Origin of the sequence: Pseudomonas sp. NFX15, from assembly GCF_049132105.1 — a bacterium.
Lineage (GTDB): Bacteria > Pseudomonadota > Gammaproteobacteria > Pseudomonadales > Pseudomonadaceae > Aquipseudomonas.
Window position 1 is genome coordinate 65205 of the sequence record NZ_JAFMPV010000022.1, and the last position, 13216, is coordinate 78420.

The following is a 13216-nucleotide window of genomic DNA, read 5'->3' on the forward strand; positions in this document are numbered from 1 at the left end:
CGAATTCAGGCAGAAACTTCAGTAACCAGTTTTGCCAGCTCTTCGGCATAGCCGCGAACCACGATTTCGTCTTCGCCTTCGACCATCACGCGCACCAACGGCTCAGTCCCGGACTTACGCAACAGCACACGCCCACGGCCCGCCATCGCCTTGGTCACACGCTCACTGGCTTCCTTGACCGACGGATGCTCGAGAGGATTTGCGCCACCACCGAAACGTACATTGATCAATACCTGAGGGCATTTACGCAGCGTCTGCCGCGCCTGGGCCAGGCTCTCGTCACGCGCATTCAGCGCCATCAACACCTGCAGCGCGGCAATGATGGCATCACCCGTGGTGGTATGGCTGAAGCATACGACATGCCCGGAGTTTTCACCGCCGACGATCCAGTTGCGCTCGAGCAATTCGGCAATCACGTAGCGGTCGCCGACATTGGCGCGCACAAACGGAATGCCCAGATCAGCCAGGGCCAGCTCCAACCCCAGGTTACTCATCAGGGTGCCGACCACGCCGCCTTGCAGCTTGTCACGCTCATGCAGATCGCGAGCGATGATGTACAGCAACTCGTCGCCATCGACGACGGCCCCGGTGTGATCGACCATCTGCACGCGGTCGCCATCGCCATCGAAGGCAATACCCAGGTCAGCCTTCTCAGCCACGACAGCCGCCTGCAATTGCCCCATGTGGGTCGAACCGCAGTTGTCGTTGATGTTCAGCCCGTTCGGCTGCGCGGAGAGCACGACAACGTTGGCACCCAATTCGCGAAACACGCTCGGCGCCACTTTGTAGGTTGCGCCATGCGCGCAATCGATCACGATTTTCAAACCTGAGAAACTGGTGCCGGTCGGCACGCTGCTCTTGCAGAATTCGATATAGCGACCAGAGGCATCGTTGATTCGCGAGACCTTGCCGATCTTGCTCGACTCCACCACAGTCATTGGCGTATCGAGCAACTCTTCGATCATCAACTCCACTTCATCCGGAAGCTTGGTGCCTTTACCGGAGAAAAACTTGATGCCGTTGTCATCATGCGGGTTGTGCGAGGCACTGATGACGATGCCAGCCTCGGCATGGAAAGTGCGCGTCAGATAGGCGATAGCCGGCGTTGGCATCGGCCCGAGTAGCATCACGTCGGCGCCTGCCGAGGTAAGGCCCGCTTCCAGTGCCGACTCAAACATGTAGCCGGAGATGCGGGTGTCCTTGCCGACCAGCACCTTGCAGGCGCCCATCTTGCGAAAAGCCATGCCTGCCGCCCAGCCGAGCTTGAGCATGAAATCAGGAGTAATCGGGTAAGTACCCACCCGACCACGAATACCGTCGGTACCAAAATATTTCTTACTCATAAATGCTCCATGATTCTTATTCGGCTGATTGCACAGCGGCAATCATTCTCACCACATCAACTGTTTCGGCCACATCGTGGACACGCAAGATACGCGCGCCCTTCTGCGAGGCCAACGCCGCGAGGGCAAGCCCCCCACACAAGCGCTCGCCAACAGGACGATTCAAGGCCTGACCTATCATGCTTTTGCGCGAAACGCCGACCAGCAGCGGCCGCCCAAAGGCATGCAGGGCTTCCATATGCTTGAACAAGCTTAGATTGTGCTGCAAGGTTTTGGCGAAGCCGAAGCCAGGATCAAGAACGATCCGCTCAGCCGGAATGCCTGCCAGCGAACACTGATGCATGCGCTCGGCGAGAAACTCGCCAACCTCCCGGGTGACATCCTGATACTGCGGATTATCCTGCATATCGCCAGGCTCTCCCAGCATATGCATCAGGCAGACCGGCAGCCCGGTGGCCGCCGCCGCATCCAGCGCGCCATCACGCCGCAACGAACGCACGTCGTTGATCAAGCCAGCCCCCAGGCGCGCAGTTTCGCGCATGACGGCGGGGGTCGAAGTGTCGACCGAGATGATCACATCCAGTTCGCGATTGATGCGCTCGACAATGGGGGCTACACGCTCCAGCTCTTCGAGCGGCGATACTGCCCTGGCGCCGGGCCGGGTAGATTCGCCACCGACATCGATTAGCGTCGCGCCAGCCGCCACCATGGCTTCGGCGTGACGCATGGCCGCGTCGAGTTGGCTGTATTGGCCACCATCGGAGAAAGAATCGGGAGTGACATTGAGAATGCCCATGACATGCGTCTGGGCCAAATCAAGAACCCGGTTGCCGCAAGGCAACCGGGTCGAGGACTGAACAGAAGTCATTTCAAACCTTATACGTCAGCAGCAGGACCGCCAATCGGTGTTTCCGGACGCTCGTCCTGCACCACCGGAGGGGTGCCGGAAGTCCCCGTGCCACCCGACCAGTCGCGCGGTTCACGAGGTGGACGACCCGCCATGATGTCGTCGATCTGCTCGGCATCGATCGTCTCGTACTTCATAAGGGCATCGGCCATCGCATCAAGCTTGTCGCGGTTGTCCGTAAGGATCTGCTTCGCCGTGCCATAGCACTGGTCGATGATGCTGCGCACTTCGGAGTCGATCAGCTTGGCGGTCTCGCCAGAGAAACTGGCATTCTGACCGCCGCCACCACGACCGAGGAACACTTCGCCCTCTTCTTCGGCGTACATCAGCGGACCGAGCTTCTCGGAAAGCCCCCACTTGGTCACCATGTTCCGCGCAATCTGGCTGGCACGCATGATGTCGTTGGAAGCACCGGTGGTCACGCCATCGAAGCCCAGTGTCATTTCTTCAGCGATACGACCGCCGTACAGCGAACAGATCTGGCTGATCAGTGCACGCTTGGACAGGCTGTAGCGATCTTCTTCCGGCAGGAACATGGTCACACCCAGCGCACGACCGCGCGGGATGATCGACACTTTGTAGACCGGATCATGCTCAGGCACGACGCGACCGACAATAGCGTGGCCTGCTTCGTGGTAAGCCGTGTTCTGCTTTTCTTTCTCGGACATGACCATGGATTTGCGCTCGGCGCCCATCATGATCTTGTCTTTGGCCAGTTCGAACTCTTTCATCTCGACAATGCGCTTGCCGGCACGGGCTGCGAACAACGACGCCTCGTTGACCAGGTTGGCCAAGTCAGCACCGGAGAAGCCGGGCGTACCACGAGCAATCACGGCCGGAGCAACGTCGTCGCCCATTGGCACTTTGCGCATGTGTACCTTGAGGATCTGCTCGCGGCCACGAATGTCCGGCAGACCAACCACAACCTGGCGGTCGAAACGGCCCGGACGCAGCAAGGCAGGGTCCAGTACGTCCGGACGGTTGGTCGCGGCAATCACGATGATGCCGTCATTCATTTCGAAGCCGTCCATCTCTACCAGCAACTGGTTGAGGGTCTGCTCGCGTTCATCATGACCGCCACCCATGCCAGCGCCACGATGGCGACCAACGGCATCGATTTCGTCGATGAAGATGATGCACGGCGCGTGCTTCTTGGCCTGCTCGAACATGTCGCGAACACGGCTGGCACCGACACCGACGAACATTTCGACGAAATCGGAACCGGAAATGGTGAAGAACGGTACCTTGGCTTCACCAGCAATGGCCTTGGCCAGCAAGGTTTTACCGGTACCCGGAGGACCGACCATCAGTACACCGCGAGGAATACGGCCGCCCAGACGCTGGAACTTGCCTGGATCACGCAGGAACTCAACCAGCTCACCGACTTCTTCCTTGGCTTCGTCGCAACCGGCAACGTCAGCCAGGGTGGTTTTCACCTGGTCTTCGGAGAGCAGGCGTGCCTTGCTCTTGCCGAAGCTCATCGGTCCGCCCTTGCCACCCGCGCCGCCCTGCATCTGCCGCATGAAGAACATGAACACGGCGATGATCACGAGGATCGGGAAGCTGGCGACCAACAGTTGGGTCCAGATGCTTTGCTGTTCAGGCTGCTTGCCTTCGACCACGACGTGGTTGTCCACCAGGTCACCGATCAGGCCGTTGTCCTGGATTGCCGGACGAATGGTCTTGAAGCTGTCGCCGTCGTTGCGCTTGCCGGTAATCACGTAGCCGTCAACCGCTACGCGCTCGACCTTGCCATCCTTGACCTGCTGGATGAAGTCGGAATAGTTGAGGGTCTGCGGCTCGTTAGGGCTGGAGAAGTTGTTCATCACCGTCACCAGGACAGCCGCGATGATCAACCACAGGATCAGATTCTTTGCCATATCGTTCAATTAACTACCCTCTGAAGCAAGCGCCGCTGATGGCGCGCGCTTCGCATGATATTCACCGGCCTAACTTACTACATTACCCACAACTTGGCAGGCGCCGTCTGTAACCCTTTGTGAAACACTTTCTACACAATATTCGCTAAAGCGCCCGGGGCGAAATGCGAAAAACCTATCACCGCGCAAGAAAAACCTCGTTTTACTCGCTACGACCGCGATACCCCCAGGCCAGCATGTACTGCTCGCGGGAGCTGCCACGGGAAGAGTCCGGCTTGATCATCTGGATCTTGTCGAATTTCTTGCGAGCATCCTTCAGGTAAGTATCAAACCCTTCGCCCTGAAAAATCTTGATCACGAAATTACCACCCGGCTTGAGTATCCGCTCCGCCAAATCAAGGGCCAGCTCACAAAGGAACATGGCTTTTGGCATGTCCACTTCGGGTGTACCACTCATATTGGGGGCCATATCGGAAATCACAAGGTCCACCTGCGAATTACCCACCGCTTCAAGGATCTGCGCGAGCACTTCATCCTGGGTGAAGTCACCCTGGATGAAATTCACGTCCGGAATGCTGTCCATTTCCAGGATGTCCGAGGCGATCAGACGCCCCTGGCCACCGATCAGCCGGCTAGTGACCTGCGACCAGCCACCCGGCGCAGCGCCCAGGTCGACAACGCTCATACCCGGACGGATCAGTTTGTATTTCTCCTGGATTTCCAGGAGCTTGTAACTCGCACGCGAGCGGTAGCCATCCTTCTGCGCCTGCTTCACATACGGATCATTGACATGTCTTTTCAGCCAACCAAGGCTTGTCTTGGAACGCGCCATTGGGCACCTCGATGATAAGGGTCGTGATTAATTGGGCGGATCCACGAACCCTCGGGTAAAATGGCCGCCATTTTACAGAATCCAGACGAAAGGGTCAGATTATGCCGCTCACTCAAGAGCAGAAGAAACAGTACAAATCCATTGGCCACCATCTGAAACCAGTATTGATTGTGGCTGACAACGGTTTGACTGAAGGTGTGTTAGCCGAATTTGAACGCGCTTTGGCGGATCACGAGTTGATCAAGATCAAGCTCAACATTCTCGATCGTGAATCGCGCCTGGCGTCCATTGCAGAGTTGTGCAAGGTCGGCAAAGCGGATCTGGTTCAAGTCATCGGCAAGATGGCACTGCTGTACCGCAAGAACTTCAGCGTCAACAAGCAGCTGTCGAACGTCCATCGCTTCAAGTGATGGCAAGGGTCAAGGGTGTGCTTCGCGCACCCTGCCACTCCATCCCGGCATCGGCTGCAACACCAGTACCAGCCCGGTAAAACCCAGAACAAGATAGCTGAACGCCTGCCAACGAACGGCATCTGGCCAACCGAAGCGCACCACGAAGTACATCGCGCACGCATACAGCGCCATCAACAGCAACTGCCCGCGAATATCCCGCCATAGACTGACGAGGCCCTCGGCCTTTATCAGCACCAAAGCTTGAAAAATTACACACGCCGTAGCAAATCCCACTACCAGCGTATCGAGCGTGCCTGCGATTTCATCGATCAGCAGCGGCGCCAGGCCAATTCGCCCCAGCACCGGCAACAGACCAATCTGCAACAACCACAAGCCGCCGACCCACAACATCTGGGTCAGCTGCCAAAGCATGGCGCCCGCACGAAACGGGCGCTTGCCGTTAGATGTGGCGAACTTCGACAATCTCGTACTCGATAACGCCGCCAGGCGTTTTCACGGCGACGACGTCACCCTCTTCCTTGGCAATCAAGGCACGAGCCAGTGGGGAGCCGACCGAAATCTTGCCGAGTTTGAAGTCGGCTTCGTCCTCACCCACGATGTGGTAAGTGACACGCTCATCCGTCTCGACGTTGGCAATCTCGACGGTGGTGCCGAAAATCACTTTGCCGGTATGTGGAATGGTCGTGACATCAATGATGACCTGATTCTGAATCCGGCCTTCGATGTCTCGGATCCGCGCCTCGACCATACCTTGCTGCTCACGAGCAGCGTGGTATTCGGCGTTTTCCTTCAAGTCACCCAGCTCGCGGGCCGTACCGATGTCCTGGCTCAGCTTCGGACGTACGACCTTGGTCAGGTGAGTGTGTTCTTCTTCCAGGGCGCGAGCGCCCTGAACGGTCATTGGGTATTTCGTTATGCTCATGCCTTCAATCCTGCGTGTAGATCCTGCAAGCGGCGCACGGTCTTCTCGGGACCGAACTTCAGCGCTTCGCAGATGGCTTCGCCAGCAGCAATGGTGGTGGTGCAGTAAATCTTGTGCTGCAGGGCATTACGACGAATGGAGTACGAATCAGCGATCGACTGACGACCTTCGGTGGTGTTGATGATCAGCGTGACTTCGTCATTCTTGATCATGTCGACCACGTGCGGACGACCTTCGGTCACCTTGTTCACACGGCGCACTTTCAGGCCAGCAGCCTCGATCAGCTTGGCAGTACCGGCAGTGGCAACCACTTCGAAGCCCAAGTTGATCAGATCACGGGCCACGCCCGCAACCAGTGGCTTGTCGTCGTCACGCACGCTGATGAACGCAGTACCGCCGGTCGGCAGCACTTCGCTGGCACCCATCTGGGCCTTGGCGAACGCTTCACCGAAGGTATCGCCCACGCCCATTACTTCACCGGTCGACTTCATCTCTGGGCCGAGGATCGGGTCAACGCCAGGGAATTTGGCGAACGGGAACACCGCCTCTTTCACGCTGTAGAAGTTCGGGATGATTTCCTTGGTGAAACCGATTTCCTTCAAGGTCTTACCGGCCATGACGCGAGCCGCGATCATTGCCAGGGAAACACCGATGCACTTGGACACGAACGGTACGGTACGGGAAGCGCGCGGGTTGACTTCGATGACGTAGATGTCGTCGCCCTGCAGCGCCAACTGCACGTTCATCAAGCCGACCACGCCCAGTTCCAGGGCCATTTTCTTGACCTGTTCGCGCATCTCGTCCTGGATGTGCGCCGGCAGCGAGTAAGGCGGCAGCGAACAGGCGGAGTCACCGGAGTGAACGCCAGCCTGCTCGATGTGCTGCATGATCGCGCCGATGACGACATCTTTGCCGTCGCAGACTGCGTCGACGTCCATTTCGATGGCGCAATTGAGGAAGTGGTCCAGCAGCACCGGACTGTCGTTGGACACTTGAACCGCTTCACGCAGGTAGCGCTTGAGCTCTTCTTCTTCGTAGACGATTTCCATCGCACGACCGCCCAGTACGTAGGACGGACGCACCACCAGCGGGTAACCGATCTTGCTGGCGGCACGAATCGCTTCGTCTTCGCTGCGTACGGTGGCGTTTGGCGGCTGACGCAGGTTCAGGCGCTGGACCATCTGCTGGAAACGCTCACGGTCTTCGGCACGGTCGATGGCGTCAGGGCTGGTACCGATGATCGGCACGCCGGCAGCTTCCAGGGCACGCGCCAGTTTCAGCGGAGTCTGGCCGCCGTACTGGACGATCACACCTTTTGGCTTCTCGACGCGCACGATTTCCAGCACGTCTTCCAGGGTTACTGGTTCGAAGTACAGGCGATCGGAGGTGTCGTAGTCGGTGGATACGGTTTCCGGGTTGCAGTTGACCATGATGGTCTCGTACCCGTCTTCGCGCAGGGCCAGTGCCGCGTGTACGCAGCAGTAGTCGAACTCGATGCCCTGGCCGATACGATTAGGACCGCCGCCCAGGATCATGATCTTGTCGCGACCTGACGGCGCCGCTTCGCACTCTTCTTCGTACGTCGAGTACAGGTAGGCAGTGTCGGTGGCGAACTCGGCCGCGCAGGTGTCGACGCGCTTGTAGACCGGGAAGATTTCCAGCTTGTGACGGTGAGCGCGCAGGCTTTTCTCGGTCACACCCAGCAGCTTGGCCAGGCGCATGTCGGAGAAGCCTTTACGCTTGAGGCGGAACATCAAGTCGCGGTCGATGCTGGTCAGGCCCAGGGTCTTGACCTTCTCTTCGTCCTTGATCAGGTCTTCCATTTGCACCAGGAACCAACGATCGATCATGGTCATGTTGAAGATGTCATCAACGCTCATGCCGGCGCGCATTGCGTCCGCCACATACCAGATACGCTCGGCGCCCGGCACGGTCAGCTCGCGCTTGAGCACGCTCATGCTTTCCGGGTTGGCCAGGTCAACCTTCTCGTCCAGACCACAAACTCCGACTTCCAGACCGCGCAGGGCTTTCTGCAGGGATTCCTGGAAAGTACGGCCGATAGCCATGACTTCACCGACCGACTTCATCTGAGTGGTCAGGCGCGCGTCAGCCTTGGAGAACTTCTCGAAGGCGAAGCGTGGCAGCTTGGTGACGACGTAGTCGATGGACGGTTCGAAGGACGCCGGGGTCTTGCCGCCGGTGATGTCGTTCGACAGCTCGTCGAGGGTGTACCCGACTGCCAGTTTGGCCGCGACCTTGGCAATCGGGAAACCGGTGGCTTTCGAAGCCAGCGCCGAGGAACGCGATACACGCGGGTTCATCTCGATCACGACCATGCGACCAGTGTCCGGGCAGATACCGAACTGCACGTTCGAACCGCCGGTTTCCACGCCGATCTCACGCAGCACCGCCAGGGAGGCGTTACGCAGGATCTGGTATTCCTTGTCGGTCAGGGTCTGTGCCGGAGCCACGGTGATCGAGTCACCGGTGTGCACGCCCATCGGGTCGAAGTTTTCGATGGAGCAGACGATGATGCAGTTGTCCTTCTTATCGCGGACAACCTCCATTTCGTATTCTTTCCAGCCGATCAGCGATTCGTCGATCAGCAGCTCTTTGGTTGGCGACAGGTCCAGACCGCGAGCGCAGATTTCTTCGAATTCTTCACGGTTGTAAGCAATACCGCCACCGGTGCCGCCCATGGTGAAGGAAGGACGAATGATGCACGGGAAGCCCAGCTTCTCGAGGACCGCGTTAGCCTCTTCCATGCTGTGGGCGATACCGGAGCGCGGGCAGTCCAGGCCGATGGACTTCATCGCCTTGTCGAAACGCGAACGGTCTTCAGCCTTGTCGATGGTGTCAGCGTTGGCACCAATCATTTCTACGCCGAACTTCTCCAGAACGCCTTCGCGCTCCAGGTCCAGTGCGCAGTTCAGGGCGGTCTGGCCACCCATGGTCGGCAGCAGTGCGTCCGGACGCTCTTTCTCGATGATCTTGGCAACGGTCTGCCACTTGATCGGCTCAATGTAGGTGGCGTCGGCCATGGCCGGGTCGGTCATGATGGTGGCCGGGTTGGAGTTCACCAGGATGACGCGGTAACCCTCTTCGCGCAGGGCCTTGCAGGCCTGGGCGCCGGAGTAGTCGAATTCGCAGGCCTGGCCGATCACGATCGGGCCAGCGCCGAGAATCAGGATGCTTTTAATGTCTGTACGTTTTGGCATGGGTTTGTCACTCAAATCCGCAGGTCAGTCGGCAAGCCGTCTTGATCAATCTCTGAAGCCTCGAGGGGGCCGCCGGTGTGGGGGCCACCCTCAAGCTTTGCTACATCAGGGCGAGCGATCAGCGTCGCTTGGCCATCTCGTTGATGAAGCGATCGAACAAAGGTGCTACGTCGTTCGGGCCAGGGCTGGCTTCCGGGTGACCCTGGAAGCTGAAGGCGCTCTTGTCAGTACGCTCGATCCCTTGCAGGGTGCCATCGAACAGCGATTTGTGGATCGCGCGAACGTTGGCTGGCAGGGTTGCTTCGTCTACCGCAAAACCGTGGTTCTGGCTGGTGATCATCACCACGCCGCTGTCCAGGTCCTGGACCGGGTGGTTGGCACCGTGGTGGCCGTGGCCCATTTTCAGGGTCTTGGCGCCGGAGGCCAAGGCCAGCAGTTGATGACCGAGGCAGATGCCGAACACCGGGATCTCGGTTTCCAGCACGTCCTTGATCGCCTGGATCGCGTAGTCGCAAGGCTCCGGATCACCAGGGCCGTTGGACAGGAACACGCCGTCCGGCTTCAGCGCCAACACATCGGCAGCCGGGGTTTGCGCCGGCACGACGGTCACGCGGCAACCGCGCTCGACCAGCATGCGCAGGATGTTCACCTTGACGCCGTAGTCGTAGGCCACGACGTGGTACGGCAGCTCGGAGGCTTCGATGGTGGCGTGACTGTCGGTCTTCAGATCCCAGACAGTCGAACGCCACTCGTAGCTTTCCTTGGTGCTGACGACTTTCGCCAGGTCCATGCCTTTCAGGCCCGGGAAACCTTGGGCAGCGGCGATGGCGGCTTCTTCGGAAATGTTGTCACCGGCCATGATGCAGCCATTCTGCGCGCCTTTTTCACGCAGGATGCGCGTCAAGCGGCGGGTGTCGATACCGGCGATGGCCACAACATTGTTGGCCTTCAGGTAGTCGGACAGGGACATCGTGTTACGCCAGTTGCTCGCCACCAGCGGCAGGTCACGGATGACCAGGCCAGCGGACCATACGCGGTTCGACTCGGCGTCTTCCGGCGTGGTGCCGGTGTTGCCGATGTGCGGGTAAGTCAGGGTAACGATCTGTTGGGCGTAGGAAGGATCGGTAAGGATTTCCTGATAGCCGGTCATTGCGGTGTTGAACACCACCTCACCAACGGTTTGACCGTCGGCTCCAATGGCTTCGCCGCGAAAAATGCTGCCATCAGCAAGGGCGAGTATGGCTGGCTTAGTCAAGAAGACCTCCCGTAAATAAAGCCTGAAAGGGCGATCGCAGGTTGTAAAAAAGCGGAGTGACGTATGGACACGTCACCCCGCTTCTTCACTGAATTATTCTGCGCGCTTTTAGTGGACACACTAAAGCTGTAGCTTACAGAAAAAGGCCTTTTTGGTCTACCGCCAATGAGCCTTAAAGGCTGAGGAATGCGACAGGACGTCGCCTGGCGGAGCAAAACCGGGCTCGAACGCTGTGCGTGAGCCCGGTTTCGGGTGCATCTTAACGCAGGTCGAGCACGTCTTGCATGTCGTAAAGTCCAGGCTCGCGCCCGTCCAGCCACAACGCTGCACGCACTGCGCCCTTGGCGAAGGTCATGCGACTGGACGCCTTGTGAGTGATCTCGACACGCTCGCCATCGGCGGCAAACAGCACCGTGTGATCACCGACGATGTCGCCGGCCCGCACGGTCGCGAAGCCAATGGTTTCACGCTCACGGGCACCGGTCTGGCCTTCACGACCATACACCGCCACTTTCTTCAGGTCGCGACCCAACGCATCGGCAATCACTTCCCCCATGCGCACGGCAGTGCCGGACGGCGCATCGACTTTATGCCGATGGTGAGCTTCGGTGATTTCGATATCGACATCGTCGCCCAACACGCGAGCGGCGGTATCGAGCAACTTCAGGCACAGATTGACGCCGACGCTGAAGTTGGCCGCGAAGACAATCGGAATGTCCTTGCCCGCCTCTACCAGCAACTGCTTTTCTTCAACGCTGAAACCCGTGGTCCCGATGATCATGGCCTTGCCGTGCTTACGGCAGAACGCCAGGTTCTTCAGGGTCACGGTCGGGTGCGTGAAGTCGATCAGCACGTCGAACTCATCGACTACCCGATCCAGGTCGCCAGACAGTGGTACGCCGATGCGACCAATCGCCGCCAGCTCGCCCGCGTCCGCACCAACCAGCGTGCTGTCAGGACGATCGACCGCCGCGGTCAGGCCCGCGCCCGGCGCTTGCTGAACCGCTTCGATCAGGGTCTTGCCCATGCGCCCGGCGGCGCCCATCACTGCAATACGTCGCATGCCTGCCTCCTTACAAATCGCCGAAGAAGCGCTTCACGCCTTCGAACCAACCGGTGGTCTTCGGCGAATGACTGTTGTCGTCCGCCAGCGAATTACGGAACTCTTCAAGCATTTCACGCTGGCGACGGCTCAGGTTGACCGGCGTCTCGACCGCCACGCGGCACATCAAGTCACCCGCACCACCGCCACGCACAGGAGCAACGCCCTTGCCACGCACACGGAACTGCTTGCCGGTCTGCGTCCCCTCAGGGATCTTCAGCTTGACTCGACCATCGAGGGTCGGAATCTCCAGCTCACCACCCAATGCCGCATCAACGAAACTGATTGGCACCTCGCAGAACAGGTGCTTGCCATCCCGCTGGAAGATCGAGTGCTCGCGCACATTGATCACCACGTACAGGTCGCCCGTCGGGCCACCCTGAGCACCCGCCTCGCCTTCGCCAGACAGGCGAATGCGGTCACCGGTGTCGACGCCAGCAGGCACTTTCACCGACAGGGTCTTGTACTCTTCGACACGACCTTCGCCGTGGCAGGAATCGCACGGATCAGAAATGATCTTGCCCTGGCCATGGCAGCGCGGGCAGGTCTGCTGCACCGAGAAGAAGCCTTGCTGCATGCGAACCTGGCCGATACCGCCGCAAGTCGGGCAAGTGACCGGCGAAGAACCTTTCTTGGCACCGGAGCCGTCGCACGGCTTGCAGTTGACCAGTGTCGGAACGCGGATATTCACCGTTGTGCCGCGAACAGCCTCTTCGAGATCCAGCTCCAGGGTGTAGCGCAAATCACTGCCGCGCTGGGCACCGCCACGGGAACCGCCGCGACCGCCACCGAAGAAGTCACTGAAGACATCGCCAAAGATGTCGGAGAAGTTTTGCCCGCCAAACCCGGCACCGCCGCCACCCATGCTCGGATCGACACCGGCATGGCCGTACTGGTCGTACGCGGCGCGTTTGCTGGAGTCGGACAGCACTTCGTAGGCCTCATTGGCCTCCTTGAACATTTCTTCCGACGCTTTGTCATCGGGATTACGGTCCGGGTGATGCTTCATCGCCAGGCGACGGTAGGCCTTCTTCAGGTCTGTTTCGCTTGAGCCGCGCTCAACACCCAACACTTCGTAATAGTCACGCTTTGCCATAAGTCTTTGCACTCTTAAGGACGTCCGGCACAACCCTCCTGAGTTTGCCGAACTCGTTGAGCCCCAATACAGGCCCGGACCCAACTCACGTCAATTCAACGATCCTGGTCTTTGATTCTTGCGGTACTTGCGGCGCGAAAAGCAGGAGCATCTCCGGCCATACCACCAACATCCGAACGCTGTCGCATGCTGTAAAAATTCGCGTATTCCAGATACGCCAACGCGGGAGCAAGCTCCCGCGCGGCGAC

General features: G+C 59.0%; 11 protein-coding genes. 1 reads left to right on the forward strand and 10 read right to left on the reverse strand.

Going from position 1 to position 13216, the window contains the following annotated elements; translation table 11 throughout:
* Positions 1-5: 5 nt before the first annotated feature.
* The 4 genes from glmM to rlmE form a co-directional block, all read right to left on the reverse strand.
* A complete protein-coding gene (gene glmM, locus J1D76_RS21010) occupies positions 6-1343 on the reverse strand; it encodes a phosphoglucosamine mutase (protein WP_421140277.1) in 1338 nt (445 codons plus the stop codon).
* A 16-nt stretch (positions 1344-1359) separates the two neighbouring features.
* Positions 1360-2211: a dihydropteroate synthase gene (gene folP / locus J1D76_RS21015; protein WP_421140278.1), complete on the reverse strand. Its 852-nt coding sequence runs from the start codon at positions 2209-2211 to the stop codon at positions 1360-1362.
* An 8-nt stretch (positions 2212-2219) separates the two neighbouring features.
* On the reverse strand, positions 2220-4130 hold the full coding sequence (gene ftsH / locus J1D76_RS21020; RefSeq protein WP_093226796.1) for an ATP-dependent zinc metalloprotease FtsH: 1911 nt from the start codon (positions 4128-4130) through the stop codon (positions 2220-2222).
* A 202-nt stretch (positions 4131-4332) separates the two neighbouring features.
* Complete coding sequence (gene rlmE, locus J1D76_RS21025) at positions 4333-4962, reverse strand: 23S rRNA (uridine(2552)-2'-O)-methyltransferase RlmE (RefSeq protein ID WP_421140279.1); 630 nt, start codon at positions 4960-4962, stop codon at positions 4333-4335.
* A 101-nt stretch (positions 4963-5063) separates the two neighbouring features.
* Here rlmE and J1D76_RS21030 point away from each other — a divergent pair, with 101 nt between their 5' ends.
* Positions 5064-5372 (forward strand): YhbY family RNA-binding protein, encoded by a 309-nt coding sequence (locus J1D76_RS21030; protein WP_421140280.1) that lies wholly within the window; start codon positions 5064-5066, stop codon positions 5370-5372.
* Positions 5373-5381: 9 nt separating this feature from the next.
* Here J1D76_RS21030 and J1D76_RS21035 read toward each other — a convergent pair whose 3' ends face one another.
* From J1D76_RS21035 to dnaJ, 6 genes are all read right to left on the reverse strand, one after another.
* Positions 5382-5786: an MFS transporter gene (locus J1D76_RS21035; RefSeq protein ID WP_421140304.1), complete on the reverse strand. Its 405-nt coding sequence runs from the start codon at positions 5784-5786 to the stop codon at positions 5382-5384.
* A gap of 28 nt (positions 5787-5814) precedes the next feature.
* Positions 5815-6291, reverse strand: a complete 477-nt coding sequence (greA, locus tag J1D76_RS21040) for a transcription elongation factor GreA (protein ID WP_034148383.1) — start codon at positions 6289-6291, stop codon at positions 5815-5817.
* 2 nt (positions 6292-6293) lie between these two features.
* The gene (carB, locus tag J1D76_RS21045) at positions 6294-9515 is read right to left on the reverse strand and encodes a carbamoyl-phosphate synthase large subunit (protein ID WP_421140281.1); all 3222 of its coding nucleotides are present in this window, start codon (positions 9513-9515) and stop codon (positions 6294-6296) included.
* A gap of 118 nt (positions 9516-9633) precedes the next feature.
* A complete protein-coding gene (carA, locus tag J1D76_RS21050; protein WP_007988689.1) occupies positions 9634-10770 on the reverse strand; it encodes a glutamine-hydrolyzing carbamoyl-phosphate synthase small subunit in 1137 nt (378 codons plus the stop codon).
* Between the two features lie 259 nt (positions 10771-11029).
* Positions 11030-11833 carry a 4-hydroxy-tetrahydrodipicolinate reductase gene (gene dapB / locus J1D76_RS21055; RefSeq protein WP_421140282.1) on the reverse strand — a complete coding sequence of 268 codons (804 nt, stop codon included), beginning with the start codon at positions 11831-11833 and terminating at the stop codon, positions 11030-11032.
* Between the two features lie 10 nt (positions 11834-11843).
* Positions 11844-12968, reverse strand: a complete 1125-nt coding sequence (dnaJ, locus tag J1D76_RS21060; RefSeq protein WP_421140283.1) for a molecular chaperone DnaJ — start codon at positions 12966-12968, stop codon at positions 11844-11846.
* Between the last annotated feature and the right edge of the window lie 248 nt (positions 12969-13216).

Excerpts from the sequence above, each read along its gene's own strand:
- rlmE (WP_421140279.1), bottom strand. The coding sequence starts at position 4,962 with ATGGCGCGTTCCAAGACAAGCCTTGGTTGGCTGAAAAGACATGTCAAT.
- glmM (WP_421140277.1), bottom strand. The coding sequence starts at position 1,343 with ATGAGTAAGAAATATTTTGGTACCGACGGTATTCGTGGTCGGGTGGGT.
- ftsH (WP_093226796.1), bottom strand. The coding sequence starts at position 4,130 with ATGGCAAAGAATCTGATCCTGTGGTTGATCATCGCGGCTGTCCTGGTG.
- dnaJ (WP_421140283.1), bottom strand. The coding sequence starts at position 12,968 with ATGGCAAAGCGTGACTATTACGAAGTGTTGGGTGTTGAGCGCGGCTCA.
- J1D76_RS21035 (WP_421140304.1), bottom strand. The coding sequence starts at position 5,786 with ATGCTTTGGCAGCTGACCCAGATGTTGTGGGTCGGCGGCTTGTGGTTG.
- J1D76_RS21030 (WP_421140280.1), top strand. The coding sequence starts at position 5,064 with ATGCCGCTCACTCAAGAGCAGAAGAAACAGTACAAATCCATTGGCCAC.
- folP (WP_421140278.1), bottom strand. The coding sequence starts at position 2,211 with ATGACTTCTGTTCAGTCCTCGACCCGGTTGCCTTGCGGCAACCGGGTT.
- carB (WP_421140281.1), bottom strand. The coding sequence starts at position 9,515 with ATGCCAAAACGTACAGACATTAAAAGCATCCTGATTCTCGGCGCTGGC.
- dapB (WP_421140282.1), bottom strand. The coding sequence starts at position 11,833 with ATGCGACGTATTGCAGTGATGGGCGCCGCCGGGCGCATGGGCAAGACC.